Raw genomic sequence first — 25,986 nt, 5'->3', positions numbered from 1 at the left:
CTGAAATAAGGGCGCGCCCGGATTACGCAGCGGGTAGGAGCGAATTACAATACGGGACTTCCACCTGGCGGATGAGCCCGACGCTGAATGCTCGATTGCCAGTGTCTTTTGATGACAGTGTTATACAGCCAAATCTCGATGAAGGATTCAACCAAGATGTCCAATTCAGTTCCCCGTCGATCTGCGCTCAAGGCGCTCGGAGCAAGTGGTGCGTTGATGGGCCTGTCCGAGAACGCAGCGGCCAATCAAGCCGACACCAGCGTTCGCGATTCGCTTGAGCCAGTCGTTCACTGGAGCGACACTCACGACCGGATCTGGCTCGCGGGTAACTGCTGGGCGAACCCGATGGAGGATTGGATGATTCGAGATGGAGCTGCAGAGTGCTTGACAACAGGCGGTGACCGCAACATCCATTTGATCACTCATCAGCTGACTGATCCTGGCAAGTCATTTGAAACCAGCGTCGTCGTCTCACGCGTCGCTGTTGCTGGCAAAGATGATGGTGTTGGATTTAAAGTGGGCGTCAAGAGCGACATCAATGACCATCGCGCCAACGTGTTTGCAAAGTCGGGCGTCAAAGCAGGCTTGATCAACGGCAAGCTAACCATCAACCGTAAAAGCAAAGCGATCGAAGGTGCTGCTGATCCTCAAAGTGTACGTTTGAAACTTAGCGGGAGGCCCAGTGGCGATTCGGTGGAGTTGACTCTGACTGCCACCAGCAGCGAAGGACAGGCGCTTGGCAGTCTGACGACAACGGTTACCCCTGAAGCGGTGACTGGAAATATTGCTGTGGTCAATAACTTTGATCCGCAACTGAAAAAGGGCAAAGGCGCTCGCTATCGCTTCAGCGATTGGGCTGTCGCAGGCGATGCGTTTACCGTCGATCAGGAACGGGCATTTGGTCCCATCCTGTGGACGATGTATTCGTTAAGCGACTCGCGTGGTGATGACGGGTTCGTGATGAAGTTGTCCGCGCTGACGGGACCACTGGGCGAACAGGACAGTGATCAGGTGGAGCTGCAAGTCCAACGCGGTGGCCAGTGGCAATCGCTTGGCAACGCGACCTTGGACCGTGATGCGTGGACCTGCACGTTCCGGATTCCAAACTGGGACGCGTCTGCTGATGTGCCTTATCGCGTGCTCTACAAGGAAACGCATCCCAGCGGTAAGGAAACCGAGTCGCAGTGGTCCGGAACCGTCAAAGCCAATCCCACCGGACGTCCGCTCCGCTTTGGTGCATTGACGTGCCAAAACGATTATGCGTTCCCATATCAACCGGTCGCTGATAACGTGATCAAGCTGGATCCAGATATTCTGTACTTCTCTGGTGATCAGCTTTATGAAGGGCATGGTGGATATGGCTTGATTCGCCGGCCTGCCGATTTAGCGATCTTGAATTACCTGCGAAAGTACTACCAATTTGGTTGGTCGTTCCGGCATGCAATGAAGGACCGCCCCACGATCTGTTTGCCCGATGATCACGATGTCTTTCAAGGCAACATTTGGGGCGAAGGCGGCGCACCAATGGATGTGCTAAACGGCGGTGCATCAAGCAACGGGGGTTACATTGAACCCGCCAAAATGGTCAACGTCGTTCATTTGACCAACTGTGCACATCATCCTGATTTTTATGATCCGACACCGTGCAAACAAGACATCAGTGTTTATTACGGGGACATGGTCTACGGTGGGGTTAGCTTTGCGATCATTGCTGACCGCCAATGGAAAAGCGGCCCGCAGCGCGTCGACACCGGTTCCGGACGAGCGGATCACTTAAAGGACCCGGACATTGATCCGTTGCGACTGGACAAGCCTGGTTTGGTGCTGCTGGGAGAGCGTCAAAAAGAGTTCCTCGAAAAGTGGGCCGACGATTGGCGTGGTGCATCGATGAAAGTCTTGCTCAGTCAAACCGTCTTTGCCGGAGTCGCCACTCACCATGGAAGTTACAACAACTATCTTGTGGCGGATCTAGACTGTGGCGGATGGCCTCAAACTGAACGCAATGCGGCGATTGAGTTGGCTGGCAAAGCTATGCCGTTGCACATCAATGGTGACCAGCACCTCACGTCACTGGCGCAGTACGGTGTGGATGAGCAACGCGATGGGTTTTGGTCGTTCTGCACCCCAGCGATCGCGGCCGGTTATCCACGCTGGTGGCGCGCTGATGAAGTGGGGATGGAACACACCAACCGTCCCAAGCATGGCATGCCGCACACGGGTGAATACGAAGATGGCTTGGGCAATAAAGTCTACGTCTACGCCGTCGGTAACCCCGAGGTTGCCAGCAAAAAGAATCGCTATGAACGGGCGCACCAAAAAGCGAGCGGATTCGGTTTGGTTGAAATCGACCCCAAAGCCAAAACGTACAACATCCATTCGTTCCGGTTTTTGATTGATGCCACCGACGGCAATCCAGAAAATGAATTCCCCGGCTGGCCTGTTCTGTTGCACCAACGTGAAAACGGCGGCGACAACGTGATCGGCTAGGAGCGACGCTTGGTTCGTTTGCCAAGCATTTCTAGGCAAAGCGTCTTGAACAGGGACACTGCGTTGGCAGCGTATCGAGGCAACAGACGCTGCGGCTCGCTGAACATTCGGTAGGCCCATTCCATGCCGATGCGCTGCAAGATACGCGGCGCTCGTTTGGCCGTGCCGGCAACGAAGTCGAACGAAGCTCCCAGCTGGATGCTGACGGGAACACCGAGACGCCGATGGTGCTTGGCGATCCATTGTTCGCCTTTGGGTTGGCCAAAGGCGACCAACAGAATGTCGGCCTTTGCATCCAGGATGCGTCGATCTTGTTCCGCTTGTTCGAGTTCGGAAAGCTCCCGGAACGGCGGTGATTCAACACCGGCGACACGAAGTCCCGGATACTGGGAGGCCAGTTTCTCGGCGCACATCTGGGCAACGCCCGGTTCGCCGCCAAGGAAATAGATGCCCCAGTTCTCTTCGGCCGCTCGCGCGGCAAGCTGGAAAATCATCTCGCTGCCCGCGACACGCTCTGGCAGATTCGGGGTGCCGATTCGACTGCGACAGACGATCGGTTGACCATCGGCCAGAATCATGGCGGCGCCATCAGTGATCCCTTGCATGCCAGCGACCTTCTGGTGCAACATCACGTAGTGAAGGTTGGCCGTGATCAGATAGCTGGGAACCCGTCGTTGGATCAGCCAAGCGATCCAGTCCAGCGTCTGGGCCATGGAGACGCAATCAAAGGGGACGTCCCAAATCACTCGCCGGTCGGTTTTCGGCTTGGTTAGCGGAGCCCGGTAGGACGGCGTCTGCGCACGAGTTCCCTTGCGGGGCGCATTGGGGGAATCACTGGAGGACCCAGTGACAATCGGTACTTGTCCTAAATGACTGGAATCACGAGTTGTGACCTGATCCATGGCAAGAACTTGTGCAGAGGAGGAGTGCCGAGGCGGTTCGAAGAGGTAAAGACACACAACGTTACGAGGCGGTTCCTCTGATGGCCAATTGTCTCCCCAAAATTGGTGTCTGTGCACCCTCAATGCAAAGGCTTAGGCCGGCTGTGAGGATTCGCGGGGCATAAGGCACCGCAGAGAGAAAGACTTTCGCGAGGGGCGTGAGTGCCCCCTTCTTGCGATGTCGGTGCTTGTCTTAACGTACTTGTCTTAACGGTGCTGAGTCCATTGAATGCGTCGCAGAGCACTTGTTCAACGTGGGGCCAGACGCTCGATTCGCCAATGGCCTTCACTTGGCGAATTTTTTGAGTTTCCGATCGAGTGTGCTGCGCTCGATTCCCAGGATGTTTGCCGCGCGACTCTTGTTGCCGTCAGTGTGTCGCAAGACACGCTGGATGTGTTGCTGTTCGAGTTCGCTTAGCGAGAGTTCGATGTTGGATGTGGACAGTTCTGCATCAGGCTGTGGTCCTTGTGCGGCCGGTGTCAGCATCAGGTGTTTGGCTTCAATGCGAGTGCCAGAGTTTAAGACCACAGCGCGTTCAATCACATTGCGTAATTCGCGGATGTTGCCCGGCCAGCGGTAGTCAAGCAGCATCTTCTCAGCTTCGGAGCTGATCGATTCAATTCTGCGTCCCATTTGAGCATTGAATTGTTGCAGAAAATGATGTGCAAGCACGACGACATCGGCACCTCGTTGCCGAAGCGGTGGGACCAGCACTTCGACAACATGCAAGCGGTAGAACAAATCCTGACGAAACGAGCCTTCAGAAACCATTTGCTGCAGATCGCGGTTGGTGGCGGCAACCACACGCACGTCGACTTTGATGGAAGCCTGTCCGCCGACGCGTTCAAACGGATGCCCCTCCAGGACGCGCAGAAACTTGGCTTGGATCTCGGGGTCCATCTCACCAATCTCATCCAACATCAATGTGCCGCCGTCCGCGGCCTCGAACTTGCCGGGCTTCCGATCGGTTGCTCCTGTAAAGGCACCTTTTTCGTGGCCGAACAATTCGCTTTCCAGCAAACTGGGGGACAGAGCAGCGCAGTTCATGCAGACCAAGGGACCGTTGGCGCGTTTACTGGCATGATGGATCGCCGAGGCCACCAGTTCTTTGCCGACCCCGGATTCCCCGCGGACCAGGACGGTGGCATTGGTGGGGCCGACTAGCGTCACCTTTTCGATAATGTCTTTGACGCTTGCGCTGTTGCCAACGATCTGAACTTTTTCGCTCAGCTGTTTGCGCAGTGCCAGGAGCTGCTTTTTGGATTTTTGCAGTGACCGATCCAGTTTGCCACGGGTTTGCAAATTGCGTAGCGATTCGGCCAAAATCTCGCCGGCCGCCAGCACGAACTCCAGATCCTGGGTCGTTAGCGGCGGATCGTTAACATTGGTGAACAGGTGTTGCACGCCCAGCAAGTGGCCTTCACGATCGCGTACAGGAGCCAGGATCATGCTGGTGGCTTCGATTTCACCTTGCGTGTTGGCCGTTGCCAAGGTTTGGTCACCGCCGATGTTTCGCGCCAAGATGGCTTGGCCGTCGGGGCCGATGACACTGGTCATCGCCTGCGGGGCGGCTCGGCGGTAGGTTGACGAGCCAGCGTCGGCGTGCGAACGTTGCCGAGTGGCGACCAATTGCAAGGCGTCGGGGGTCAGTGTGCGGTGCTGTGGTTCGGGGACCGTAAAATCAATCAGGTAAACACCTGCGGCATGGTAATGAATGCAGTCTTGCAGGCAATCGAGCATGCGCTCAACGGCATCATGGGGGCCTTGGCTTGCAGCCAGGTCAAAGGCTAGCCGCAACAGTTGTGATGTCAGATCAGACGTCTGAAACCCCTGCGAGGTGGCTTGGCGATCAGTCCCCGCTGTTGCGGTGATTGCGTCCTGTCCGGTTGCATCGACATCGTGCAGGTAACCGCTTTGCCGAATGCGATCGGTGATCGACGCGCCATCCAGGCCCATGGTTGCTTGATCATCAGAAGTTCCCGCAGCAGGAATCGCATCGACGGGGCCATCGGCATGGTTGATCTGTAACACAAACTGCAGCGAAAATCCGGCGACTTGAATGCGGTCGCGATCGTTTAGCGGAGTGGGCTCGCTGATCGCGTTCCCGTTGACCAGCGTGCCATTGCGGCTTGAAAGATCTTCAATCAGCCATCCTTGCGGGCTGGGGAACAGTCGCGTGTGCATGCGACTGGCTTTTTCACTGCGAACGGTGATGTCACTTTTACTTGACCGACCAATGGTGATTTCGCCTTGGCCCGCCAGACGAAACACGTCCGTCCAACGTCCAGCGGTCTGCATGACGAGGTAGCCAGTGGACCCGCCCGAAGAGTGCAGGGGGGGCGACGAGTGCAGCGGGGCCGAGGAACGCTGTGGATCCGAGGGGGGCTGGGAACTGGAGGCTGGCAAGATTTTGACACCACTAAGCTGGAAACGAAACTCGGACCGAACCGTCAACGCAAGTCACTGAAATCGCCCGTTGGCGGCAGCTTTCCATCGGCAGCCTGACGGAGGGCAGCGGTTGCTCGATCGGCAATGTTGCGGGCTGCAAAGTCTTAGGCCGCCGAGTTCCAGGCAATTCTGGACAAGGGACAAGGTACCTCATTATGCCAGAACCTCTCAATCGGTGCGCTCCTGTCAATCGGTGCGCTCCTGTTCTGATTGCAAAGCCAAGCTGCGGGATTGTCCTTCGGCGAGGTTTACCCGACGAAAAGGACACGTCGGGAGGCTTTGAATCAGTCGTCAAATCCGCCGGTCCAATGTGGTGCCCAAGTGACGCCAAGGCGAAGGGACCGAGCATCGGGTTGGGGAAATGAGGATTATCAGGGATTTATTGGGCGTTGGGCCGTCGAATGGCCTAACTTGAACCAGAGTGGCACCCCCCTGGGGACCGTTTTTTGTCTCCAGAGCCTAGAAAGTTCAGGTACAATGAGCGATTATTCTCAGGTGCTCAAGAATTCGGCGTCCGTCTTTGCCGAAAATAAGGTTCAGGTTGCGACTTGCGCAGTCGGTAACTATTCTCTAAAGCGTCACGGCCCCGTGCACGGACGTCTTTTCCACCGTAATCTAAAGTAGACCGTGTCACACGCGACACGACGCATGAAAATCCTATCGGAGTAACGATTCGATGAAACTGTCCCCAGCTCGAGTGCTGTTAGCTATTGTGGCTATTGGTTTGGCCTCGGTAACAACACTTTCTTTCGCCGGATTCAACGGTGGCGGCGGCGGCAACCGGGTTGGTGGTGTTTCCATTGATCCAGCCGGGGTCGTCCGCGCGGCAACGGTTCAGGAAAATCAAGAGTTCATCAACTTGTTGCGTGCCAGTGTGCCCGTTGCAAAGGGTGACTTGGCCCAAGCTGCCGAGACGCGAATGATCTCGCTCAAGGGTATCCAAGCAGCGATTGAAACCGCTCGCCAAGGCGGTGGGCGTTTGCCTGCCGACGTGCGTTTTCTGGCTGGTTTGACCTCCATCGAATACGTCTACGTTGATCAGCAGAACCAGGACATCGTGATCGCCGGTCCAGCTGAGCCTTGGAAGATTGGTGACGATGGCAGCATCGTTGGAACCAAGACCGGGGCAGCGGTTCTGCGTTTGGAAGACTTGATCGTCGCTCTTCGAAACGTTGACAATTCACGTCACGGTGGCATCAGTGTTTCTATTGAACCCACCGCAGAAGGCCGCGATCGTTTGCAGAAACTTCTTCGTCGCGTGACACTGAAACCGGGACAGAACCCCGCAGTGATCGAAAACGCGATGAAGCAAGCCTTCGGGCCACAGCAAGTCAAATTCAACGGAATCCCCACCGACTCTCGCTATGCTGCGACCTTGGTTGCCGCTGACTATGAGATGAAGCGTTTGGCGATGGCGTTGGAAGATTCACCTGTCAAGGAGCTGCCAAGTTACTTGTCCATGGCTCGCAACGCTCGTCACAGTTCGGTATCCAACCCGCGTTGGTGGATCGAATGTGCGTACGATAGCTTGACTCGCAACGAAGCCGGCACGGCTTGGAAGTTGTCCGGTCAAGGGGTCAAGACGCTGACCGAAGACGAAGTTGTCAACAAGAGCGGCCAACTTGAGTCAACCGGTCGCAATGATCAGTTTGCTCAGAAATGGGCGGACGCCATGACTGCTAACTACGTTGAATTGGCTGCCAAGAAGCCAATTTTTGGCGAGTTGCAAAACCTGATGGACTTGACCGTCGTTGCCACTTTGATCGCTCAAGAGAGTCTGGAATCAAAGTCCGGTCTACAGCTCACCGTGTTCCGCGATAATGATCTGCTCAGCCCCGTCTCCTACGATACACCTCGCACGATCAGTCCCGAATGCAGTTTCATTCGTGGCAACGCTGGCTGGGTTGTGACCGCATCAGGCGGCGTCTCGATCAACCCTTTCCAGTTGATCACTGAGCAGCAAGTGGATGCTGGGCTGGAGCAAGTGGCTTCGGTTGGAACCGCTGATGCTTGGTGGTGGAACAAATAGTGTTTGCAACGCACTGATTTCAATGAGCAAAGAAGCGGCGTCATGCCGCTTTTTTCATATCAGCCGTTTCGGCGTGAGCCACGGTTTCTGTGCGGGCAGCGGCTCATCCGAAAAAACGGCCTAACGGTCTGCGGCAGATCAGCTGCTGCTTTGCTGGCCGGCGAATTGCAGCGAACGCAGGATCAGGCCTTTGATCTCATCAATGTCGCCGCCTAGGGCAACTTCCAGATTATTCTGCCATTCGGGACGCAAGCGCTGGTCGAAGACGCTCATCCCACGGGTGTAGGTGCCTTCCGTCTCGACCTTCGCGGCCATCTGATGCCACTGAAACAGTTCCGGCTCTAGCACTGACGCCACGGCGGTCGCATCCATGAGCGCCAATAGTTCGCAGCCTAAACGCTGGTGATGGGCGCGGAACGAGAAGGGCAGGATGGAGTGCAGAAAGTTCCCGACGGCGTTGTGCCGCGGTGGCAACTGATCAAGGAGTTCAACGCCGAAGGTGATTTGACTAGTGATATCGAGTGGCACCAGCGACTTGGTGGTCTTTGATCGAAAGACCTCGTCGGCGGCCAGCGGATCGTAAGACAGATTGAATTCCGCGACGGCAGACGCATTGCCTGGGGCTTGGTAGGTGCCACCGCTGATGACCAACTTGTCGACCATTTGGAGTGCGCCTGGGTCGAAGCGGCAGAGCTTGGAGAGATTCGTCAGTGGTCCAAGGCACAGCAGCGTGATTTCGTCGGGGTTTTGCCGGACGAGGTCGGCGATCACTTTTTCGCTGGTTGTCAAGTGCTGGCGTTGGGAGGCAACGGCAGTGAAATCCCCGAGGCCGTTGGGGCCATTCAGGAAACGCGCGTCGCTAACCACGTCATCGCTGGGGGAGTTTGCCTTCGCGATGCGAGGGTAGCGGGGCGGGTCGAGCGCTGCGACCACCGCGGCGATATTGTCGGTCGCCTGTTCGGCGGGCACGGTCCCTGCGGTGGCCGTGATCGCCAAAACCTCTAGCCGAGGATCAAACAGAGCCATCGTCAGCGCGACTGCGTCGTCGATCCCTGAGTCCGTATCGATAATGAGTTTTCTTGCCATAGACCAAACTATAGATCTCGATAGAGCTAGATGCGATCACCATTGGGGAAAGCATAAGCGGGATTCGGCCCGCCAGCGCCAGTGAGACCGTTCTCAGCGCTGCGCCGTCTGGGGCCATCGATTTGGGAACCGGTTGCACTGCCAGGGCTCACATCAAAGGGCTAATTTGCGTACACTTTTCATCGGTCGAAAGCCGCATTGCAGTTGATTTTCACCTTCTCTCTCTTTGATCTAAAAAGCAAATTTCATGACCGATTTCGTCTCCGCGATCAAGATTGTCCAACATGGCACTGATCTTTCCGCCGATCAAACGGCTGATTTGATTGACCAAATGCTGCAAGGGAAAGCGGACGAGGAGGTGATCGGACAGTTCTTGTTGGCCTTGCGCGAGAAGGGCGAAGCGATTGACGAAATCGCTGGGGCGGCCACCGCCATGCGACGGCACATGACTGCGATCCCCCATCATCATACAACGTTGCTCGATACCTGTGGCACCGGTGGCAGCAAGAGCGGAACGTTCAATATCAGTACAGCGATCGCGCTGGTTGCGGCCGCCTGCGGAGTTTCCGTCGCCAAACATGGCAATCGCAAGGCCACCAGTGTGACCGGTTCGGCCGACGTTCTGGAGGAGCTGGGGGTGCCGATCGAGTCCGATCCCGAACAGGTCGCTCGTCGCTTGGATGACATTGGGTTGTGCTTTTGCTTTGCGGTCAAGCTGCATCCGGCGATGCGTCATGTGGTCGGCATTCGCCGAAAACTGGGCGTCAAGACGCTGTTCAATTTGCTCGGCCCGCTGTGCAATCCGGCGGGAGCAACGCATCAGTTGCTAGGGACCAGCACGGCTGACGTGCAAAAAAAGATCGCGGCCAGCGTGGCCCAGCTGGGGACCACCAGAACATTCGTTGTGCATGCCGCTGACGGACAGGATGAAGTTTCGCTGGACGGCTACACGGACGTGATCGAAGTTGACCAAGCACAGCAGCAAGTCGCCCATCGCTGGACTCCAAACGATTTCGGTCTGTTGCCAGCTGGTCGCGAGGCGTTGGTGGCTGAGTCGCCCGCCCACAGTGCTCAGATCATCCGAAACCTGCTGGACGGTCAGCCCGGGCCCCAGCGAGACACCGTCGTCGCCGGTACCGCCGCCGCCTTGCTGTTGGTCAACGAAGTGGCTGATCTAAAGCAGGGAGCCGAGCGAGCGGCCGCCGCCATTGACGCCGGGGCGGCCAAGGACAAACTCGATCAGTTGGCAAAGTCCTAGAGAGAAGGCCGCTTGAGACGCTCCAACGATGTGCTTTTCCGCTGGGTTGCTCGCCCGATTTGGGCTTCCCTATGAATTATCCTGTTCAGGAGCCCCCTTTGGACTGCCCATCGGTTATCAAAAGGTGCAAAATACGGTCCCCTTGGTATCGTTTCCGGAGTGGTGTCAGGCATCCGCCGTTTCACTGACCGCTCGCTGATTACGCAATCGCATTGAGATTTGAGATCACAGCATGAAGGCCGAACACGCAGCCCGTTTTCGTGAGATTCGCGACAAGGTCGAAAACCAGCAGCGTCTGACATTGGACGATGGACTGTTTCTCTATGATCCGGAAGTTCCGCTCCAAGAAGTGGGGCAGCTTGCCAACCTGGTGCGCGAGCGGATGAATGGGAACGTCGGGTACTTCAACATCAACACGCACCTCAATCCAACCAATGTCTGCGTGTACCGCTGCCGATTCTGCGCTTTCCGAAGTGACTTGAGGGATCCGAAAGGGTACCTGATGTCGGACGAGCAAATCCTGGCCCGTGGTCAAGAAGCGACCGAGAATGGTTGCACCGAAATGCACATCGTTGGCGGATTGCATCATAAGCAACCTTATGAATGGTACCGCGGCATCATCGAACTGCTGCATACCAACTATCCCCAGATTCATCTCAAAGCATGGACAGCCGTTGAAATCAATTGGTTTGAATTTCAAACCAAGAAAACCAAGCAGTGGGTGCTGCAAGACATGCAGCAAGCCGGACTAGGTAGCATGCCCGGTGGTGGAGCTGAAATCTTCCACCCTGAAGTGCGTGACCAGCTTTGCGAACACAAGGCCGACACTCACCAATGGTTGCAGATTCACCAAACGGCCCACGAAGTCGGTCTGCGAACGAACTGCACCATGTTGTATGGCCACGTTGAAAAGGCTTATCACCGCATCGACCACCTCTTGAGGCTGCGGGACTTGCAAGACAAAACCGGTGGCTTCCAAGTCTTTATTCCGCTGGCGTTTCACCCCGAAAACACCAAATTGTCGGATCTGAAAAAGCCTTCTGCGCTGATGGACCTGCGTACCGTTGCCGTCAGTCGATTGATGTTGGACAACGTCCAGCACATCAAGGCTTACTGGATCATGTTAGGAATTGAAACCGCTCAAGCAGCCTTGGCTTACGGTGCCGATGACATCGACGGAACGGTGCGTCACGAACTGATCTATCACGATGCAGGTGCCACGACGCCACAAAGTCTGAGTGTCGACTACATCAAGCACTTGATCAGTGAAGCCGGTCGTGACCCCATCGAACGCGACACCGTTTACAATCATGTGGTTCGCGATCAGCAGGACTTCACTCGCTGGAGTAGCGGCGAACCTGTCGGTGCAAGCGTTTAGCGAAGACGCGTGCGAGCGAAACCAGGTTGAAGCCTCGCTGGATCCCCAGGGTGAACGCTTGCAACATGTCGATCTGTCCCCTTTTCTGGAGTGAGAGGTTGCCAAAACAAAACCCAGTGGCGTTAGACGCACACTGGGTGGGTGATCGATCAAGTTCTGGCGGCACGCCGGTTAGTCTTCAGCGCGAAGTGATGCCAAGACGCTGAAGTCCTCCAGTGTGCTGGTATCGCCAGCGGATTCGCGACCTGCGGCGATGTCACGCAGCAGGCGACGCATGATTTTGCCACTGCGAGTCTTCGGTACACCGGCTGCGAAGCGAATTTCGTCCGGTTGAGCCAAAGCGCCGATCTGCTTCCGCACGTGCATTCGCAGCTCTTGACGCAGTTCCTCGGTGGGTTCACGATCTTTAATGGTGACAAAGGCAGCAATCGCTTGACCTTTGATGTCGTCGGGTCGCCCGACGACGGCGGCTTCGGCGACCGCTTCGTGGCTGACCAGAGCGCTTTCGACTTCGATCGTGCTCAAGCGGTGTCCCGAGACATTGATCACATCATCGATGCGGCCCATGATCCAGTAATAGCCGTCGGCATCGCAGCGGGCGTTATCACCGGTCAAGTACTTGCCTTTGACGGTTGCCCAGTAGGTTTCGACGAAGCGTTCTTCATCGCCCCAGACGCCTCGTAGCATTCCCGGCCACGGCGGATCAATGCACAGCATGCCACCATGTTCTGCGTCGACGGAATGACCGGTTTCATCCAGGATCACAGGAATCACGCCAGGCAACGGTTTAGTGCACGAGCCCGGTTTGGTCGCAGTGATGCCTGGCAGCGGGCTCATCATGATGCCGCCGGTTTCTGTTTGCCACCACGTGTCAACGATTGGACATTTCTCGCCGCCGATTTTCTCGTGGTACCACATCCAGGCTTCGGGATTGATGCCTTCTCCGACGCTGCCGAGCAATCGCAGGCTGGACAGATCGTGTTTGTCGACATGTTCGTCGCCCCATTTGATGAACGCGCGAATCGCGGTCGGAGCGGTGTACATGATGGTGACTTTGTACTTTTCCACCAGCTCCCAGAAGCGATTTTCAGCCGGGTAGTTTGGGGCGCCTTCAAACATCAAGCAGGTTGCCCCTGCCGACATGGGACCGTAGACGATGTAGCTGTGTCCGGTGATCCAGCCGCAGTCGGCGGTACACCAATAGACGTCGTCATCGCGGTGATCAAAGACCCATTGGAACGTTCGGTTCGCCCACAGGTTGTATCCAGCAGTGGTGTGGCGAATGCCTTTGGGTTTCCCAGTGCTACCGGAGGTGTACAAAATGAAGAGCGTGGTCTCGCTGTCCAGGGGCACGGCGGGAAGTTCGCCGGGTTGCTTGTCCACGACATCATGCCACCAGACATCGCGGCCTTCGGTCATTGGCACATCGTTGCCAACGCGACGAAGGACCAAGCACGTTTGAATGCTGGGTGACTTTTCCAAGGCCTCGTCAACGGTCTTTTTCAGCGGCAGCACTTTGCCACGACGATAAAGACCATCGGAGGTGATGATCAGTTTTGCAGAAGCGTCTTGGTTGCGATCGGCGATGGACTCGGCACTGAAACCAGCGAAGATCACCGAGTGAATGGCGCCGATCCGAGCGCAAGCCAGCATGGCGATGGCCAGTTCGGGAGTCATCGGCATGTAGATGCTGACCACGTCCCCTTTTTCAACGCCTAGCTCCAGCAGGGCTTCCGCACACTTGCAGACTTCGGTACGAAGTTCATTGTAAGTCAGTGTACGAGTGTCGCCCGGTTCTCCTTCCCAAATGATTGCCGGTTTGTCGCCACGACCGAGGTCAATGTTGCGATCCACGCAGTTGTAGCTGGCATTGGTTTCCCCACCAACAAACCACTCGGCATGCGGTGCTTCGAATTGGCAGACCTGATCAAACGGTTTGAACCAGTGCAGGTGTTCTAACGCTTGCTCTTTCCAGAAACCGTCACGGTCATCACGCGCGCGGTTATAAAGTTCCTGGTACTGCTCTTCGCTGGAGATCACGGCTTTGGCGGTGAACTCGGCCGGTGGCGGGAAAAGGCGGGTTTCGTCCAGGACGTGGTCGATCTGACCGGATGCGGGGTCTGTCATCGATGATATGAAAACATTCTAGGGAAGAAGTTTGGGCACATAGTGGGCGGTAAGTCTAGCGTAATGTCGCTTCGCAAGCCATACGCGACCAAAAATTGAGTGTTGTCTTCGCATGGAAACTCTCGCGGCGCTGTTCACCATCAGTGGTGGGGGGGGAGTGCTCGGCGGGGGGGGCAGTGTTTAGCTGGTGGGCTGCCTTGTCTTCGGCACAGACATGCGATCTGCCTCGGCAATGCTCTGTCGGTCAGGGAAGCACCGTGATTGCGTCCCAGCGAGACCATTCCGGTTGGTTCGATTGAACCCGTCGCTCGCGATCGTGAAATGCGTTGGTGCAGCGCATTGGCGGAGGAAGTCACTGGTAAAAGCCACGGCAATTGCCGCGCCGAATGCAAGGTGCCCTTGAGTGAGGGTGGGGCGGTCGTGGTAGACTTTGTGCATGGGGAAAAAGAAATCGAATCGAAAGAATCCATCCAAAGGCGAACGCGTTAATTTTCGCAAACGCTATCAGGGCCGAGTGCGCGATGGCGACTTAACGCGGGAATTCAATCAGGGCGAACAGGATTCGCTGGCTGACGTTCGCCAGAGTGAACGCGTCAGTGGCAAAGGAGATTTGACGCGGAAACGGACCGTTTCGCAGCTCAAAGACCACGAAAATGATCCGTCGCGGGCGGTTGATTTGGTCGCCGGACGCGTGCTTCGCGCCCATGGCTTGGCCAACACCGTGTTAACCGATGATGGCCAGCGTCTGGAATGTTCGATTCGCCAAGTGTTAAAGTCGCTTAGCATTGACGGACGGGGAACCGTTGTCGCCGGAGATCGCGTCCGTGTGCGAATGGAAACCGAATCAACCGGAATGATTGAACACGTTGATCCACGACGCGGTGTGATCAGTCGGACCAGTCGAGGGCAACAGCATGTGATCGCGGCCAACGTCGATCATTTGCTGATTGTTGCCAGTGCAGCCATGCCCAGTTTGAAGCCGGTGTTGATCGATCGCTTCTTGTTGTCCGCCGAGCAATGTGATCTAAGTCCCGTGATCATCATCAATAAGTGTGATCTTGTGGATCCGGTAACCTTGCAGCAACTCGTCGGCGTCTATGCGTCAATGGGATATCGAACCTTGTTCACGAGCGCCCAGAGCGGTGTGAACATTGATTCTCTGCGTGAACTTCTCGCTGGCAAACAGACAGCCGTCGCCGGACAAAGTGGGGTCGGCAAGAGCAGTTTGTTAAACGCCGTCCAGCCTGGACTGGGGTTGGCGGTCTCGGAAGTCAGTCGTGACAACCAGAAAGGCCGGCACACGACAACTTCGGCTCAGTTGATTCCAATCACCGATCCGCGCGGCGGCGCAGTGTTTGATACGCCTGGGATCCGGCAGTTCCAATTGTGGGATATTAGTCCTGAAGAGGTTTCGGGACTGATGCCTGACATTCGTCCTTACGTTGGCCAGTGTCGCTACGCCAATTGCCTGCACTTGGCCGAAGACGATTGTTCGGTGAAAAATGCAGTTGCCGACGGTCGGATTGACGCCCGCAGGTACGACGCTTACTGCCACTTGCTGGAAGATGACCTGCTCAAGCAATAAGCACCGATTTGCGGACCGATCGTGGGCTGCATTAGAACGCAGGGCTGACCTTTTTTAGTTAGAATAACAGTCCGCTTGGAGTGAGTCGCTGGTTGCAGTCATCGCGGGTCGATGGTTCCGCCCAGTGGTCTTCTTCGCGCCCAGTGGTCTTCTTCGCGCTCCGTTGTCTTTGTTCGTTTGTACCGCAAGAGTCTTTTCCGATTGCGTTTTCCCATGTCAGTCCTGTCTGCGATCACCGAAATGAGCTTTCCTTCAGGTGAGCGTCGACGGCCAAATTCATCGTCGTGTCGCGCTGCCGCGTTTTCGTTGTGGTTCGGTTGCGTCTTGCTGGGGACGTTTTTGGCGGGCTGTGATTCATCAATACCAGCGGAAACAGGGATGGACCCGCAAGCTGTGGATTCCGATTCCACGGCGAACAGTCAGCTGGATGATTCGGAAACTGCGACCACCGATGATTGGGTGAACAACCGGGTTCAGGCGGAGCGACTGCTGTCCCAAGGCAACGCCGCGGCGGCGATTGAATTGTTGCGAGCAGAATTGATCTCTCATCCCGACGACGCAAACACCGTGCGGATGATGATTGCTGCCTGTCGAGCCACCAAGCGGTATCAAGAGGGAGCCGGTTACGTGGAGCTTGCCCTGCAGTCTGCCATGGAGAATCAACGCGCCTCCGAAGCCGTTGACCAATTGATCCGAGAAGGTTTTGATCTGCATCTGGTGGCCGGTCAGTTTCGCCAAGCGGAAAAGCTCCTGCAAGACGCTTTAGTACAGCAACCCAAGAATGTGGTCGCACATCGCTTGTCGGCTCAGTATTACAACAGTCAAGGCAGACGCTGGGAATCTCGGCAGCATGTGATTGAGTTGATTAAAGCGCATTCAGTGGTTCGCAACGAACTGTTAAGCTTGATTGATTTGACCGGGCCGTTTGCATTGGTCTCCTACGAGGGCTATCTGCCGCGTCTTGACGTTGATCTGTTTTTGCTCGGTCAGGCCCGCATGCAGTTGTTTCAACGCACGCCGTTGGAAGGGGTCCTGAAGTTGGTTCGTCAGGCACGCCAAGACGTTCCCCAGAGTCCAGCAGCGGCCGCGTTCGAAGGTTACTTGTTGGCCAACGACGGGCAATACGACGCACTTCCAAAATGGTTGCAGGGAGTCCCTGCTGGAACCGATCAACATCCGGAATATTGGGTGGCGCTGGGGGAATGGCTGCTGGCCGAGAAACAGTATCAGCCAGCAGTGTCGGCCTTTGGCAAAGCCATGCTCGGCGATCCGACCAATCGAGGCGCCCTGCGGTCAATGATCGCCTGCTGGGACAGTCTTGATCGCAACGAGCAAGCAGAACAGGCACGCAAAACACTGGCGGAACTTGATCGCATGTATCGCTTCGCCAGAGACGCAGACGATCAGCAGACTGAACAGATCGCGGCCAGTTTGTTTGATCAAGTGCGTCCTTGGGAATCACTGGGGTGGTCGGTCGTGGCGTTACAGTTTTTGGCACCCGGCCAACGTGCCGCAGCGATGCAGCAGATCGAGCAGAAAGAACAGTATGTCATTCGTTGGCAAACGGGACAGAACGCATCCGCCATTGCCAGCACTCGTTTAGCAAAAACGACGGGGCTTAGCGGTCAAGCCAAGTTGCAGATTGATCTTCAGCCGTTATTGGCCAAGGGCAATGAAAAGACAGAGGGCTCCGGCGGGACAATCGCTGACGAGTCCGCATTTCCCATTGCTTTAAAAGAGGCTGCGAGATCGCTGGGGCTCAAGAGCCAATATGTGTGTGGTTTCCCCGAAACTGGCAAGCCGTTTTCTCCGTATCAAGTCAACGGTGCTGGCATTGCGGCGTTTGATTATGATCTGGACGGCCATTGTGATCTCTATTTGGGACAGTCTGGCGGAAGGCCTGACCGAGTCAACGACTCACTCCCCAACGAGCTGTTTCGTAATCTTGGCGATCAGCGGTTCATTGACACCAAGAACGCTGCGAATGCTGGCGATCGGCATTTCGCTCAAGGCGTTTCGGTGGGCGATCTCAATCAGGATGGGTTTCCCGATCTACTGGTCGCCAACATCGGCCCCAACGTGCTGTATTTGAATCAAGGCGATGGCACCTTTCGTGAGGCCAGCGAGTTGCTTCCCAAGGGCGGCGAAAATTGGACTTCGACGCTTGGCTTGGCCGATTGCGACGGAGACCAGTTACCGGATCTGATTGAAATCAATTACATTGATCTTGCTGATCAACGCGTGCTGACGCGAACCTGCACCGAAAACTATTTGGATTGCCAGCCACAGGATTTTCGCAAGGCGGCTGATCGAGTGTATCGCAGTACAGCAACGGGCGCGTTCAAGCCATGGGAATCGGTTTGTCAGCAGATGGCCGAGCAACCGACGTTGGGGTTTGGCTTGGTCGTGGCCGATTTTGATGGCCGAGCGGGCAACGATTTCTTTGTGGCCAACGATGGCGATTTGAATCCCTTTTGGCAAAGCTCAAACGCAACCGGCGCGGGGTTTGAGTTGTCTGAAAGTGGGACGCTGCTCGGTTGTAGCGTGGGACGTTCTGGCGAGTCTCAGGCTTGTATGGGCGTCGCGGCGGGTGATTTCGATCGCAGCGGTACCTTAGATCTGCATGTCACCAACTTTCTTGGCGAACCTGTCGCGCTGTACATGCAAACCGATGGTGGCGCCTTCAATGATGAAGCGATTTCGATGGGGCTCGCCAAGCCATCCCGTGAAGTGTTGGGCTTTGGAACACAGGCTCCCGATCTAAACAATGATGGTTGGCTGGACTTGGTGGTTCTCAATGGGCATGTCTTTAATGCTGAACATGAGGGCAAGCCGTTTCGCATGCCACACCAGCTGTTTCAAGGTGGCCCGGCTGGTTTTTCACTTTTGAAACAGCATGGTGCTGAACCGTTCTTTGAGCGACCATCGTTAGGGCGCACCGTTGCCGTCTTCGATTTTCAGAATGATGGTGATCTCGACCTTGTGACCAATGACTTGCATCATCCGGTCGGCGTTTTGCAAAATGAGTCTCAGGCGGGCAACTGGATCCAAATTCGTTTAATTGGGATCGAGTGTGAACGCGATGCGATTGGTGCTCGCGTTCGGGTGACGCTTGCTGGCGAAGAGCACTGGCAGTGGCAAACCGCTGGCGATGGTTACATGTGCAACAACGAACCGGTGTTGCATTTCGGTGTTGGTAATCTTGATGAGCCCGCTCAGGTCACGATCTTTTGGCCGGGAGGTCAAACCCAGCAACTCGATGGGTTGAAGCTCGGGAAACGATACACCGTCGTTCAGTCTCAATCTCCCTGGGTGGAGTCACAACGGGAGTGATCGCTGGCGTGAGGTGTGTTGACAATGCGGCTGAAACCGGGCCGTTGGAGCTCGGATTCATTTTTTTCTTAAATTCCGCGGAAAAGTTTCGATCCGTGTGAAACCTGCAACGAGCTGCAGGGTTTTATCACCGTGACGAGGCGAGGTGTTCAAGGGTTTCGCTTGGACCTTGGATCAGACTTCGGTCGATCGAATTCGTCTTCAGGATGTGCTTTCGATTCGCAGGAAGGCACGCGACACAGCAACTGGTTTCTGGATTTGTGGGTAACTCACTGAAGGTGAGTGCGGGGCAGCAGAGGCTGGTTTTCAAGAATTACTTTTCTACCAATTCGCCGGGAAAAACAGGATCAATGAAGATTACAAAAGGGCCCATGGCCTTGCTATTCGCAGCGCTCGTTGCCTTGATGGTGACTGAAGTTTCTGCACAAGAAGACGGACGTCCACAAGGTCGATTCCAGCGTGGTCCCGGAGGCCAAGGTGGTCCTGGTGGCCAGGGCGGTCGCGGTCCCGGTGGTGGTTTCGGCCGCGGTCCCGGTGGTGGTGGCGGAGTGATGGGTTTGCTGCAAATCCCTCAAGTTCGTGAAGAGATTGATTTGCTGCCCGACCAACAAGAAGCGTTGAAGAAGATCGGCGAAAAACGGCCTCGCTTCGAACGCCCTGAAGGTTTGGACTTCCGCGATCGTAGCGAAGAAAACCAAGCGAAGTTGCGTGAAGCGATGGAAAAAATGCGAGAGCAAGCCGAGGAGTTTGCCAAAAAAGCAAGTTCAGAGGTAGAAGAAATCTTGTTCCCAGAGCAGATGGAACGCTTGCAACAGATTGAAGTTCAGATGGCTGGCATTCGGGCCATCACCATGGAACGTGTTGAGAAAGAGATCAAAATCACCGATTCTCAGCAGAAGGAAATCGAAGAGAAGTTCACAGCTCAACGCGAAGGCATGCGTGATCAGTTCATGAAGCTGCGTGAGACAGCCGGCAACGATCGCGAAGCCATCCAGAAAGCCTTTGAAGACATTCGCAATAAAAACGAAGAAGAAGTGATGGATGTGCTGTCTTCTGATCAGAAAAAGAAGCTTGAAAAGATGAAGGGCAAGCCCTTTGAAGCCCCTCAGCGTGGCGGCTTTGGTCGTGGCGGCCAAGGTGGACCTGGTGCCGGCGGCCGTGGAGGACGCGGTGGACAAGGTGGTCCTGGCGGACAGGGGCAAGGCGGACGTGGAGGTCGAGGTGGTGCTCGCGGACAAGGCTCCGGCGAAGACGCGTAACGCCTTCGATTGACTCTCCTTATCATAACATGCGACGAAGCGCTACGTCGCATCCGACGAAAGCCGGTTGCCTCACAGCAGCCTGCTTTTGTCATTGGCGTCGGCGTTTTGGTCAAAATCGAGCTCGCCTCGCATTCTCTTTCGCCAGCTCGCATGCCGGCACGCCAAGGTTTTCCGGTTGCCATCAGCCTCTGCGGCTGTCTTCTGCCCGGTGCGTCTTTTGCGAAATTTTCTCGATCCCTGAAACTGCCGCAAGGTTTTTCAAGTAACTGGACTTATTGGACGAAAGCCTGGTCCGCCAATGGGCTCTGTGAATCAGTCCGTTCTATTGATTCCTTGTCTTTCTAAAGGGAGTGTGTGATGTTTCGTATGATCCGCTGTCGGCCGGTGTCTCTGCAGTCCAACCACAGCCTGGCGTTGCTGCTGGTCGCTGGGGTGTCGATCTTCGTCTGCGGCCTGTTTGCCGGAACTGCCCAAGCCGATGAATTGCCTGAGCCCGCTTTGGCCGAGAAATTCTTGCACGAGGGCACGTTCGCTGAAGGTGAAACGGCCTGCCTGTTGGCGCTCGATAAAGATCGAGGCAATGATCAAGTTCGCTTTGGTCTTGGAGTGATTCAGTTTGCACGGGCCATCGAGAACCTCGGTGCTGCCCTTCATGAGCACGGAGCCATTTCTGAGAAGGCTCGTCAGCCCTTCCTGCGTTTGCCAGTGCCCAAGAACGATCAACCAGCAACAATCAGTTATCAGGAGGTTGGTCGCATCTTGGATGTTTTCGCCCACGACCTGAGCCGCGCGAACCAGACGCTGGGAGAAATCACCGATGATGATGTCAAACTACCGCTGCGTCTGGCAGCGATTCAGTTTGACTTTACAGGGACAGGGAAGAAAAAGACCAAGTTGATCGATCTTTTGGTGCACTTCAATCGAGGCCGCTTGGGCCTGGAAAAGGCGAACCCAGAGTTTCGCGTTCATTTCGATCGCGGCGATGTTGATTGGTTGCGAGCCTATTGCCACCTGCTTTCCGGAATGGTGGAAGCCTATCGAGCCGTCGATGCAGGCCAGGGTTTTGAAGCACGAATCGCTGAGATCTTTCCGAAGGTTGATGGCATTCGGGCCGAAGCCGACGAGGAGGTGCTTGGTGCGACCATTGTCGATCCACCGCGTTTACGTCGCATGAGACTGCATTTTGTGGCCGTGTGTGATCTGAACCAAACCACTTGGAGTCACATCCGCGCCGAAACAGACGACGATTTCGAATGGCTACCCAAGCCAGGGCAAACGGATCAGCTTGGATTGCCACTGTCCGATCAGCAAATTGACGCTTGGTTGGAAATGATGCGTGAAGTGGGATTGATGCTTAAAGGTCAACGCGTCCTTTCCAGCGACTTGCTGCGATTTGCATTTCGCGATGCGGAGCCGGGATTAGGTTTGAATGTCAAAAAGTTGTTGGATGATCCGCCATTGGACTTTCTGAATTCAGAACGTTTGAACAGGAAGGGCATCGACGCAAAGTATTTGGAGCCGGAAAAAGGCAAGGTTGTCAACGTCATGGCGTTGTTGCGAGTGAGCCAGTTCTTTGGCGGTCCCTTCGGATTTCTGTCCGCCGTGCGAATGAACTGACCTCCCTTCCCGGCAGTCGACCGCCCATCAGCGGTCAGCCACGCATTTCCCATCAGCCGTTTTGGCGTTCGCCACGGTTTCGGGGCCTAGAGAATGCGATCTAGCTCTTCGGTCAATTCCTTGAATCGCTGCAGGGTGGTTTCGACTGGTTGCGGCGTGGTCATGTCGACGCCGGCATCTTTCAGCAGGTCCAACGGGTCTTTACTGCAACCGCCTTTCAGGAAATTCAAGTAGTCGTTTAGCTCGGCCTCTCCACCGCCTAAGACGCGTCGGGACAAGGCCACCGCGGCGCTCAGACCCGTTGCATACTTGTAGACATAAAAGGCTCGGTAGAAGTGTGGGATGCGGAAACACTCCAATTCCAGCTCTTCATCGACAACAAAATTGGGACCAAAGTAAGCGTCTAGCAGTTCGCGATACACATGGCGGAACGAGGCAACGGTCAGGGGCTCACCGGCTTCGGCCATCTCGTGTGTGATCTTCTCAAACTCAGCGAACATCGTCTGCCGCACCACGGTGGCACGAATGCTGTCGAGTTCATTGTTGATCAGATAGGCACGTTCGTTGTCATCGGCAGCGTTTTTGAGCAGGTGCTCAGTCAACAGTTGTTCGTTGAACGTGCTGGCGACTTCGGCCACAAAAATGGTGTAGTCATAATATTGGAACGGCTGGTTGCTGGCCGAGTACCAACTGTGCATCGAGTGACCGGCTTCGTGCGTCAGTGTAAAGACATCGTTCAGCACGTCGGGCTTGAAGTTCATCAGAATATACGGGTCGCCGTCAAACGAACCGCAGCTAAAGGCGCCGCTTTGTTTGCCTTTGTTGGGGTAGCGATCCGCCCAGCGAGTGCGCAAGCCTTGCTCCAGAGTCGTCACGTATTCGTTGCCCAGCGGCTGCAGTGACTCGACAACCACATCGACAGCCTGGTCCCAGGTGTGATGCTTTGTCATGTCACTTAAAATGGGCACATAGGTGTCATATTGATGGATGTCATCGAGCCCCATCTTGCGACGTCGCACATCAAGGTATTGATGAACGTTCGGCAGAGAGTTCCGGACGGCTGTAATCAGGTTGTCATAAACGTCGCTAGGCACGTTGTCAGGGAAAAGGGCCGCAGCCAACGAGCCTTCATGATTGCGTGCGCGAGCGTAGTAGATGTCGCGTTGAATGCTGCCTGATAATGTTGCTGCCAGCGTGTTTTCGTGATCGGCGACCTCTTGATAGAACTGGTGGAACGCATTGCGACGAACCGAGCGATCGGGGCTGATCAAAAACTCACTGAAGGTAGCGTGTGAGAGTTCTTTTTGGTTGCCATGGCCGTCGTCCAAAGTGCCGAACTTCATGTCGACATCATTCAGTTGTCGAAAGGCGTTGCCCGCTGCTCCTGACATTTCACCTTGCATTGCCAGCAGGCGTTCCTCACGGTCACTGAGCGTGTGATCACGTTGGCGAAGCAATCGCTGCAGTTGCAGTTTGTAACCGGCTAGCTTGGGATCGTCAACCAAAGCCTGCATTTCTTCAGGTTCAATCGCCAACAGTTCTGGCGAGAAGAAACTGGCGGCTTGGTTGGCTTTGACGGCCAGGTTCTGAAACCGCGACTTGATGCCTTGATAGTCGCTGTTGCCTTGATCTTCGGTGGTCTTTAAGAACGCGTAAATCGCCAATCGTTCGGCATCACGTGAAAACACCGAGTCATATTCCATGGCTTCCAGCAGCGTCTCGGCTGACTCGCCAAGTCTGCCACGAAAGGACTCAAAGCCGGCGACTTTGCCTTCGAGTTCCCTGTACAGGGTTTCCCATTCTTGATCCGACGCAAACAAACTTGATAGATCCCAACAGTCCGCCGCAGCAACTTCTGATCGTTTGGGAAGCGAAAGCGTGGCAGTGGTAGCAGATTCGGAAGACATCAAAAACCTTTACGAGAGTTTGAGTGGTTCAGGAGACTTGGAAAGAACTTCAAGGTGCGCGACGAGGTGTCAAGCGACTCGACGCGGCTGGCTGATCTGCACCCATGCAGGACGATTGTGCCAAACGACTGCATCCTGCCAAGGGCGACTATTTAAACGATTCGCTTTCAGCTGGAAACTCTCCGCTGCAAACGGCGTCACGATATTCTGTCGCCGCGGCACGAATCTGTTCGCCAACATTTCCAAATTGTCGAACAAACTTAGGAGTGTATCCAGTGGTCAATCCGATCATATCGTGTGTGACAAGCACTTGCCCGGTGGTTTGGTTCCCAGCACCGATCCCAATGGTGGGCACAGCAACCGCTTGGTCAATTGCCTGGGCGATCGCCGGTGGAACGCATTCAATCAAAACGCAAAACGCGCCGGCTTGTTCCGCCGCCAACGCATCATCAACCAGGCGTTGCTGGTCCCGTTGGACTCGGTACCCGCCATCAAGATGTACATTTTGTGGACGCAGCCCGACATGCGCCATCACGGGGATACCGGCAGTCGCCAGAGCACTGATGCGCTCGGCTTGCTCGGCGCCGCCCTCAAGTTTCACGGCGTGGCACTGAGTCTCTTTGAGGACGCGAGCGGCGCTCTCAAGCGTCCGGTTGATTGACAGTTGGCCTTCAGGGAAAGGCAGGTCCACCACCACCATGGCACGTTTCGCAGCGCGACCGACCATTTCCGCGTGATAGAGGATTTGATCCATCGTCACCGGTAGCGTGGTCTCATGTCCACCGACAACCATCGCCAGCGAATCACCCACTAGCAGCAGGTCGATGCCCGCTTCATCCAGCAGTTTTGCGGTGGGGAAGTCGTATGCCGTCAGCATCGTCAGTTTTTCGCCTCGCTCCCGGCTCCGCTGCAGACTCTTGGTTGTGACTCTGGGCACTTTGGCGGTGGTCTCTGCAGCGCTGTTTTGCCTTGCTTCACTCATCGGAAACGTATTGCCTTGATTGGAGACGTCTTTAGGAAGGGCCAGTTGAGGCCGTCGTCGAGCTCTATTATCACAACAGTTCGTCAAACGGTAACCCGGCAAAGGTCAGCCCCTGTTAGGGAGAGACGGTTGTTCTTATTGTGCTGGGGATGATCTGTCACGAACAGCTTTTCAGTGCGGCTTGTTTCACCCCCAGATGGAAGGGGCCCACGCAGTGGTTATCGGCTCACGCAGTGGTTATCGGCTCACAGAATTGCAATTCGGTCTGCACTGTGGCCGCGCCATGTGAATTCGAATGCTTGGACACCCCGTGTGTCCAAATGGATCGCTTTCGGATTAAACTAGGGGCAGAGCGAGAGTGCTGATGTGTTGGGTTGGCGTGTCGCGGTGCCTCAGACCGGTGCCACGGACTGGTGGTTTGCGCGAAAGAGAAGTCTCTGAGAGTGGGGCTTGCCGCCACCACGTTGAATTCGCCAGCCTGTGACGCGTTTCACCAACAACTCTTCCCTTCCTCCTATCCCCTGATTGCGTGATTTGCCCTCACGATGTTTTCGCTGGCTGCTTGATCCCAACCCATTAGGCGGCGGTTCACGATCCAATCTTTGGTTCTGAGTCCTTCGAAATCAGCGTCTTATCGCAAGCACGATTCCCTCATTCGCATTTCTGTACGGAGTCTCCCGATGCCCGGATTTGCTGCTGTAAAATCAAAATTCATTTGGACGATCGTTCCCCTGGTCGCTGCGATCACTTCGACCTCCTGTGGACAGGGCGCATTTAATCAAGCTGCTCCTGGGGCTCAGCAGGCCTTTGGAGCGACGCCTGCCAACGAGATCACCAACTTTACGGGAAAGCTCAAGGGCTTTCAGCGGGGGGTGATCATGGTGACCAAGGACGATGGCACCGAGGCAATGGTGCTGCCTCCGGAACGTCTGACTTCATTCTCTTTCGTCGCCGAAGCCGAGCCCAGTTTTTTGCGGCCCGGAATGTTGGTACGTTTTGCGGTCAACCTGGGGCCCACCGGGTTGCCCATTCAGCCAGTCCAGGTGGTGACGCTGTTCAATCAAGTGAATCCCAAACAACTGCAGGGTCAAGAGCGTGAGCAATTCACCCCAGGGGTTTACGGAGATCGCCATCAGCCAGCCAATCAGCAGGGTGTGGCTGGCAAGAAATCAGTCGTTGGGAAGTTGATCGGGATTAGCGGCAATGGAGTGATGCTGGTTCAAGCCGGCAAGTATCGCTTGCAAGCCCCAGTCAATGAGCAAACAAAGTGGGAAGTCCGGTTTAACGATCTCACTCTTGCCAAGGCCGACGATAAAGTGACCGTGGCTGGGTTTTACAATCCTCCCAAAGTGAATCAAATTCGCGCTGACCGAATCACGATCACAACCGATCGTGTCTTCAAAACAGAGCAGCCGGAGGCCAAGCGGCCACGCAAACGCGGTGCCAAAGACGATCCCGCTGATGAAGACAAAGCGGACGCAAAAGGTGACGCACCCAATGAGGAAAACGCCGATGAGAAAAAAGCCGCAGACGAAAAGTAGATCA

At 55.5% G+C, this 25,986-nt stretch carries 15 protein-coding genes; 9 read left to right on the top strand and 6 right to left on the bottom strand.

The genetic code is table 11. The features are described 5' to 3' along the window. The first annotated feature begins 156 nt into the window (after nt 1-156). A complete protein-coding gene (locus SV7mr_RS15090) occupies nt 157-2,487 on the top strand; it encodes an alkaline phosphatase D family protein (RefSeq protein ID WP_145273791.1) in 2,331 nt (776 codons plus the stop codon). Here SV7mr_RS15090 and SV7mr_RS15085 read toward each other — a convergent pair. Both SV7mr_RS15085 and SV7mr_RS15080 read right to left on the bottom strand, forming a co-directional pair. Then, nucleotides 2,484-3,389: a WecB/TagA/CpsF family glycosyltransferase gene (locus SV7mr_RS15085; protein WP_145273788.1), complete on the bottom strand. Its 906-nt coding sequence runs from the start codon at nt 3,387-3,389 to the stop codon at nt 2,484-2,486. The two genes, SV7mr_RS15090 and SV7mr_RS15085, sit on opposite strands and share 4 nt — an antisense overlap. Before the next feature lie 325 nt (nt 3,390-3,714). Beyond that, complete coding sequence (locus tag SV7mr_RS15080; RefSeq protein ID WP_145273785.1) at nt 3,715-5,727, bottom strand: sigma 54-interacting transcriptional regulator; 2,013 nt, start codon at nt 5,725-5,727, stop codon at nt 3,715-3,717. A gap of 826 nt (nt 5,728-6,553) precedes the next feature. Here SV7mr_RS15080 and SV7mr_RS15075 point away from each other — a divergent pair. Further along, on the top strand, nt 6,554-7,906 hold the full coding sequence (locus SV7mr_RS15075; protein WP_145273782.1) for a DUF1598 domain-containing protein: 1,353 nt from the start codon (nt 6,554-6,556) through the stop codon (nt 7,904-7,906). Nucleotides 7,907-8,044: 138 nt separating this feature from the next. On the opposite strand, the gene SV7mr_RS15070 is transcribed toward SV7mr_RS15075, so the two are convergent. Then, the gene (locus tag SV7mr_RS15070; RefSeq protein ID WP_145273779.1) at nt 8,045-8,992 is read right to left on the bottom strand and encodes a nucleoside hydrolase; all 948 of its coding nucleotides are present in this window, start codon (nt 8,990-8,992) and stop codon (nt 8,045-8,047) included. A 247-nt stretch (nt 8,993-9,239) separates the two neighbouring features. On the opposite strand from SV7mr_RS15070, the gene trpD reads away from it, so the two are divergent. Further along, nucleotides 9,240-10,250 (top strand): anthranilate phosphoribosyltransferase, encoded by a 1,011-nt coding sequence (gene trpD, locus SV7mr_RS15065; RefSeq protein WP_145273776.1) that lies wholly within the window; start codon nt 9,240-9,242, stop codon nt 10,248-10,250. A 232-nt stretch (nt 10,251-10,482) separates the two neighbouring features. Beyond that, the gene (gene mqnE, locus SV7mr_RS15060; RefSeq protein ID WP_145273773.1) at nt 10,483-11,628 is read left to right on the top strand and encodes an aminofutalosine synthase MqnE; all 1,146 of its coding nucleotides are present in this window, start codon (nt 10,483-10,485) and stop codon (nt 11,626-11,628) included. Nucleotides 11,629-11,799: 171 nt separating this feature from the next. Here the strand turns inward: mqnE and acs are convergent, their stop codons facing one another. Beyond that, nucleotides 11,800-13,755 carry an acetate--CoA ligase gene (gene acs / locus SV7mr_RS15055; RefSeq protein ID WP_145273769.1) on the bottom strand — a complete coding sequence of 652 codons (1,956 nt, stop codon included), beginning with the start codon at nt 13,753-13,755 and terminating at the stop codon, nt 11,800-11,802. Nucleotides 13,756-14,191: 436 nt separating this feature from the next. On the opposite strand from acs, the gene rsgA reads away from it, so the two are divergent. The 4 genes from rsgA to SV7mr_RS15035 all read left to right on the top strand — a co-directional run bounded on the left by rsgA (nt 14,192) and on the right by SV7mr_RS15035 (nt 21,552). Next, nucleotides 14,192-15,340, top strand: coding sequence for a ribosome small subunit-dependent GTPase A (gene rsgA, locus SV7mr_RS15050; protein ID WP_145273766.1), 1,149 nt, complete (start codon nt 14,192-14,194; stop codon nt 15,338-15,340). Nucleotides 15,341-15,553: 213 nt separating this feature from the next. After that, nucleotides 15,554-18,673 carry a CRTAC1 family protein gene (locus SV7mr_RS15045; RefSeq protein ID WP_419187420.1) on the top strand — a complete coding sequence of 1,040 codons (3,120 nt, stop codon included), beginning with the start codon at nt 15,554-15,556 and terminating at the stop codon, nt 18,671-18,673. 350 nt (nt 18,674-19,023) lie between these two features. After that, on the top strand, nt 19,024-19,932 hold the full coding sequence (locus tag SV7mr_RS25450) for a hypothetical protein (RefSeq protein WP_419187419.1): 909 nt from the start codon (nt 19,024-19,026) through the stop codon (nt 19,930-19,932). Nucleotides 19,933-20,292: 360 nt separating this feature from the next. Continuing rightward, on the top strand, nt 20,293-21,552 hold the full coding sequence (locus tag SV7mr_RS15035) for a hypothetical protein (RefSeq protein WP_145273757.1): 1,260 nt from the start codon (nt 20,293-20,295) through the stop codon (nt 21,550-21,552). A gap of 86 nt (nt 21,553-21,638) precedes the next feature. On the opposite strand, the gene pepF is transcribed toward SV7mr_RS15035, so the two are convergent. Then, on the bottom strand, nt 21,639-23,459 hold the full coding sequence (gene pepF / locus SV7mr_RS15030; RefSeq protein ID WP_145273754.1) for an oligoendopeptidase F: 1,821 nt from the start codon (nt 23,457-23,459) through the stop codon (nt 21,639-21,641). Between the two features lie 148 nt (nt 23,460-23,607). Beyond that, nucleotides 23,608-24,441, bottom strand: coding sequence for a 3-methyl-2-oxobutanoate hydroxymethyltransferase (gene panB / locus SV7mr_RS15025; RefSeq protein ID WP_145273751.1), 834 nt, complete (start codon nt 24,439-24,441; stop codon nt 23,608-23,610). A gap of 680 nt (nt 24,442-25,121) precedes the next feature. On the opposite strand from panB, the gene SV7mr_RS15020 reads away from it, so the two are divergent. After that, entirely contained in the window at nt 25,122-25,982 is an 861-nt protein-coding gene (locus SV7mr_RS15020) for a hypothetical protein (RefSeq protein ID WP_145273748.1), read from the top strand. Nucleotides 25,983-25,986 lie beyond the last annotated feature (4 nt).

The sequence above is a fragment of the Stieleria bergensis genome, from assembly GCA_007745635.1.
GTDB lineage: Bacteria > Planctomycetota > Planctomycetia > Pirellulales > Pirellulaceae > Stieleria > Stieleria bergensis.
Note: the sequence above shows the minus strand (reverse complement) of the source record. Positions and strands in the feature narration are given on the sequence as shown.

What these genes read in the sequence shown, in the direction of transcription:
- pepF (WP_145273754.1), bottom strand. Translation starts at nt 23,459, where the DNA reads ATGTCTTCCGAATCTGCTACCACTGCCACGCTTTCGCTTCCCAAACGA.
- SV7mr_RS15045 (WP_419187420.1), top strand. Translation starts at nt 15,554, where the DNA reads ATGTCAGTCCTGTCTGCGATCACCGAAATGAGCTTTCCTTCAGGTGAG.
- rsgA (WP_145273766.1), top strand. Translation starts at nt 14,192, where the DNA reads ATGGGGAAAAAGAAATCGAATCGAAAGAATCCATCCAAAGGCGAACGC.
- panB (WP_145273751.1), bottom strand. Translation starts at nt 24,441, where the DNA reads ATGAGTGAAGCAAGGCAAAACAGCGCTGCAGAGACCACCGCCAAAGTG.
- SV7mr_RS25450 (WP_419187419.1), top strand. Translation starts at nt 19,024, where the DNA reads ATGAAGATTACAAAAGGGCCCATGGCCTTGCTATTCGCAGCGCTCGTT.
- SV7mr_RS15075 (WP_145273782.1), top strand. Translation starts at nt 6,554, where the DNA reads ATGAAACTGTCCCCAGCTCGAGTGCTGTTAGCTATTGTGGCTATTGGT.
- SV7mr_RS15070 (WP_145273779.1), bottom strand. Translation starts at nt 8,992, where the DNA reads ATGGCAAGAAAACTCATTATCGATACGGACTCAGGGATCGACGACGCA.
- SV7mr_RS15090 (WP_145273791.1), top strand. Translation starts at nt 157, where the DNA reads ATGTCCAATTCAGTTCCCCGTCGATCTGCGCTCAAGGCGCTCGGAGCA.
- SV7mr_RS15020 (WP_145273748.1), top strand. Translation starts at nt 25,122, where the DNA reads ATGCCCGGATTTGCTGCTGTAAAATCAAAATTCATTTGGACGATCGTT.
- SV7mr_RS15085 (WP_145273788.1), bottom strand. Translation starts at nt 3,389, where the DNA reads ATGGATCAGGTCACAACTCGTGATTCCAGTCATTTAGGACAAGTACCG.
- acs (WP_145273769.1), bottom strand. Translation starts at nt 13,755, where the DNA reads ATGACAGACCCCGCATCCGGTCAGATCGACCACGTCCTGGACGAAACC.
- SV7mr_RS15080 (WP_145273785.1), bottom strand. Translation starts at nt 5,727, where the DNA reads ATGCAGACCGCTGGACGTTGGACGGACGTGTTTCGTCTGGCGGGCCAA.
- trpD (WP_145273776.1), top strand. Translation starts at nt 9,240, where the DNA reads ATGACCGATTTCGTCTCCGCGATCAAGATTGTCCAACATGGCACTGAT.
- mqnE (WP_145273773.1), top strand. Translation starts at nt 10,483, where the DNA reads ATGAAGGCCGAACACGCAGCCCGTTTTCGTGAGATTCGCGACAAGGTC.
- SV7mr_RS15035 (WP_145273757.1), top strand. Translation starts at nt 20,293, where the DNA reads ATGTTTCGTATGATCCGCTGTCGGCCGGTGTCTCTGCAGTCCAACCAC.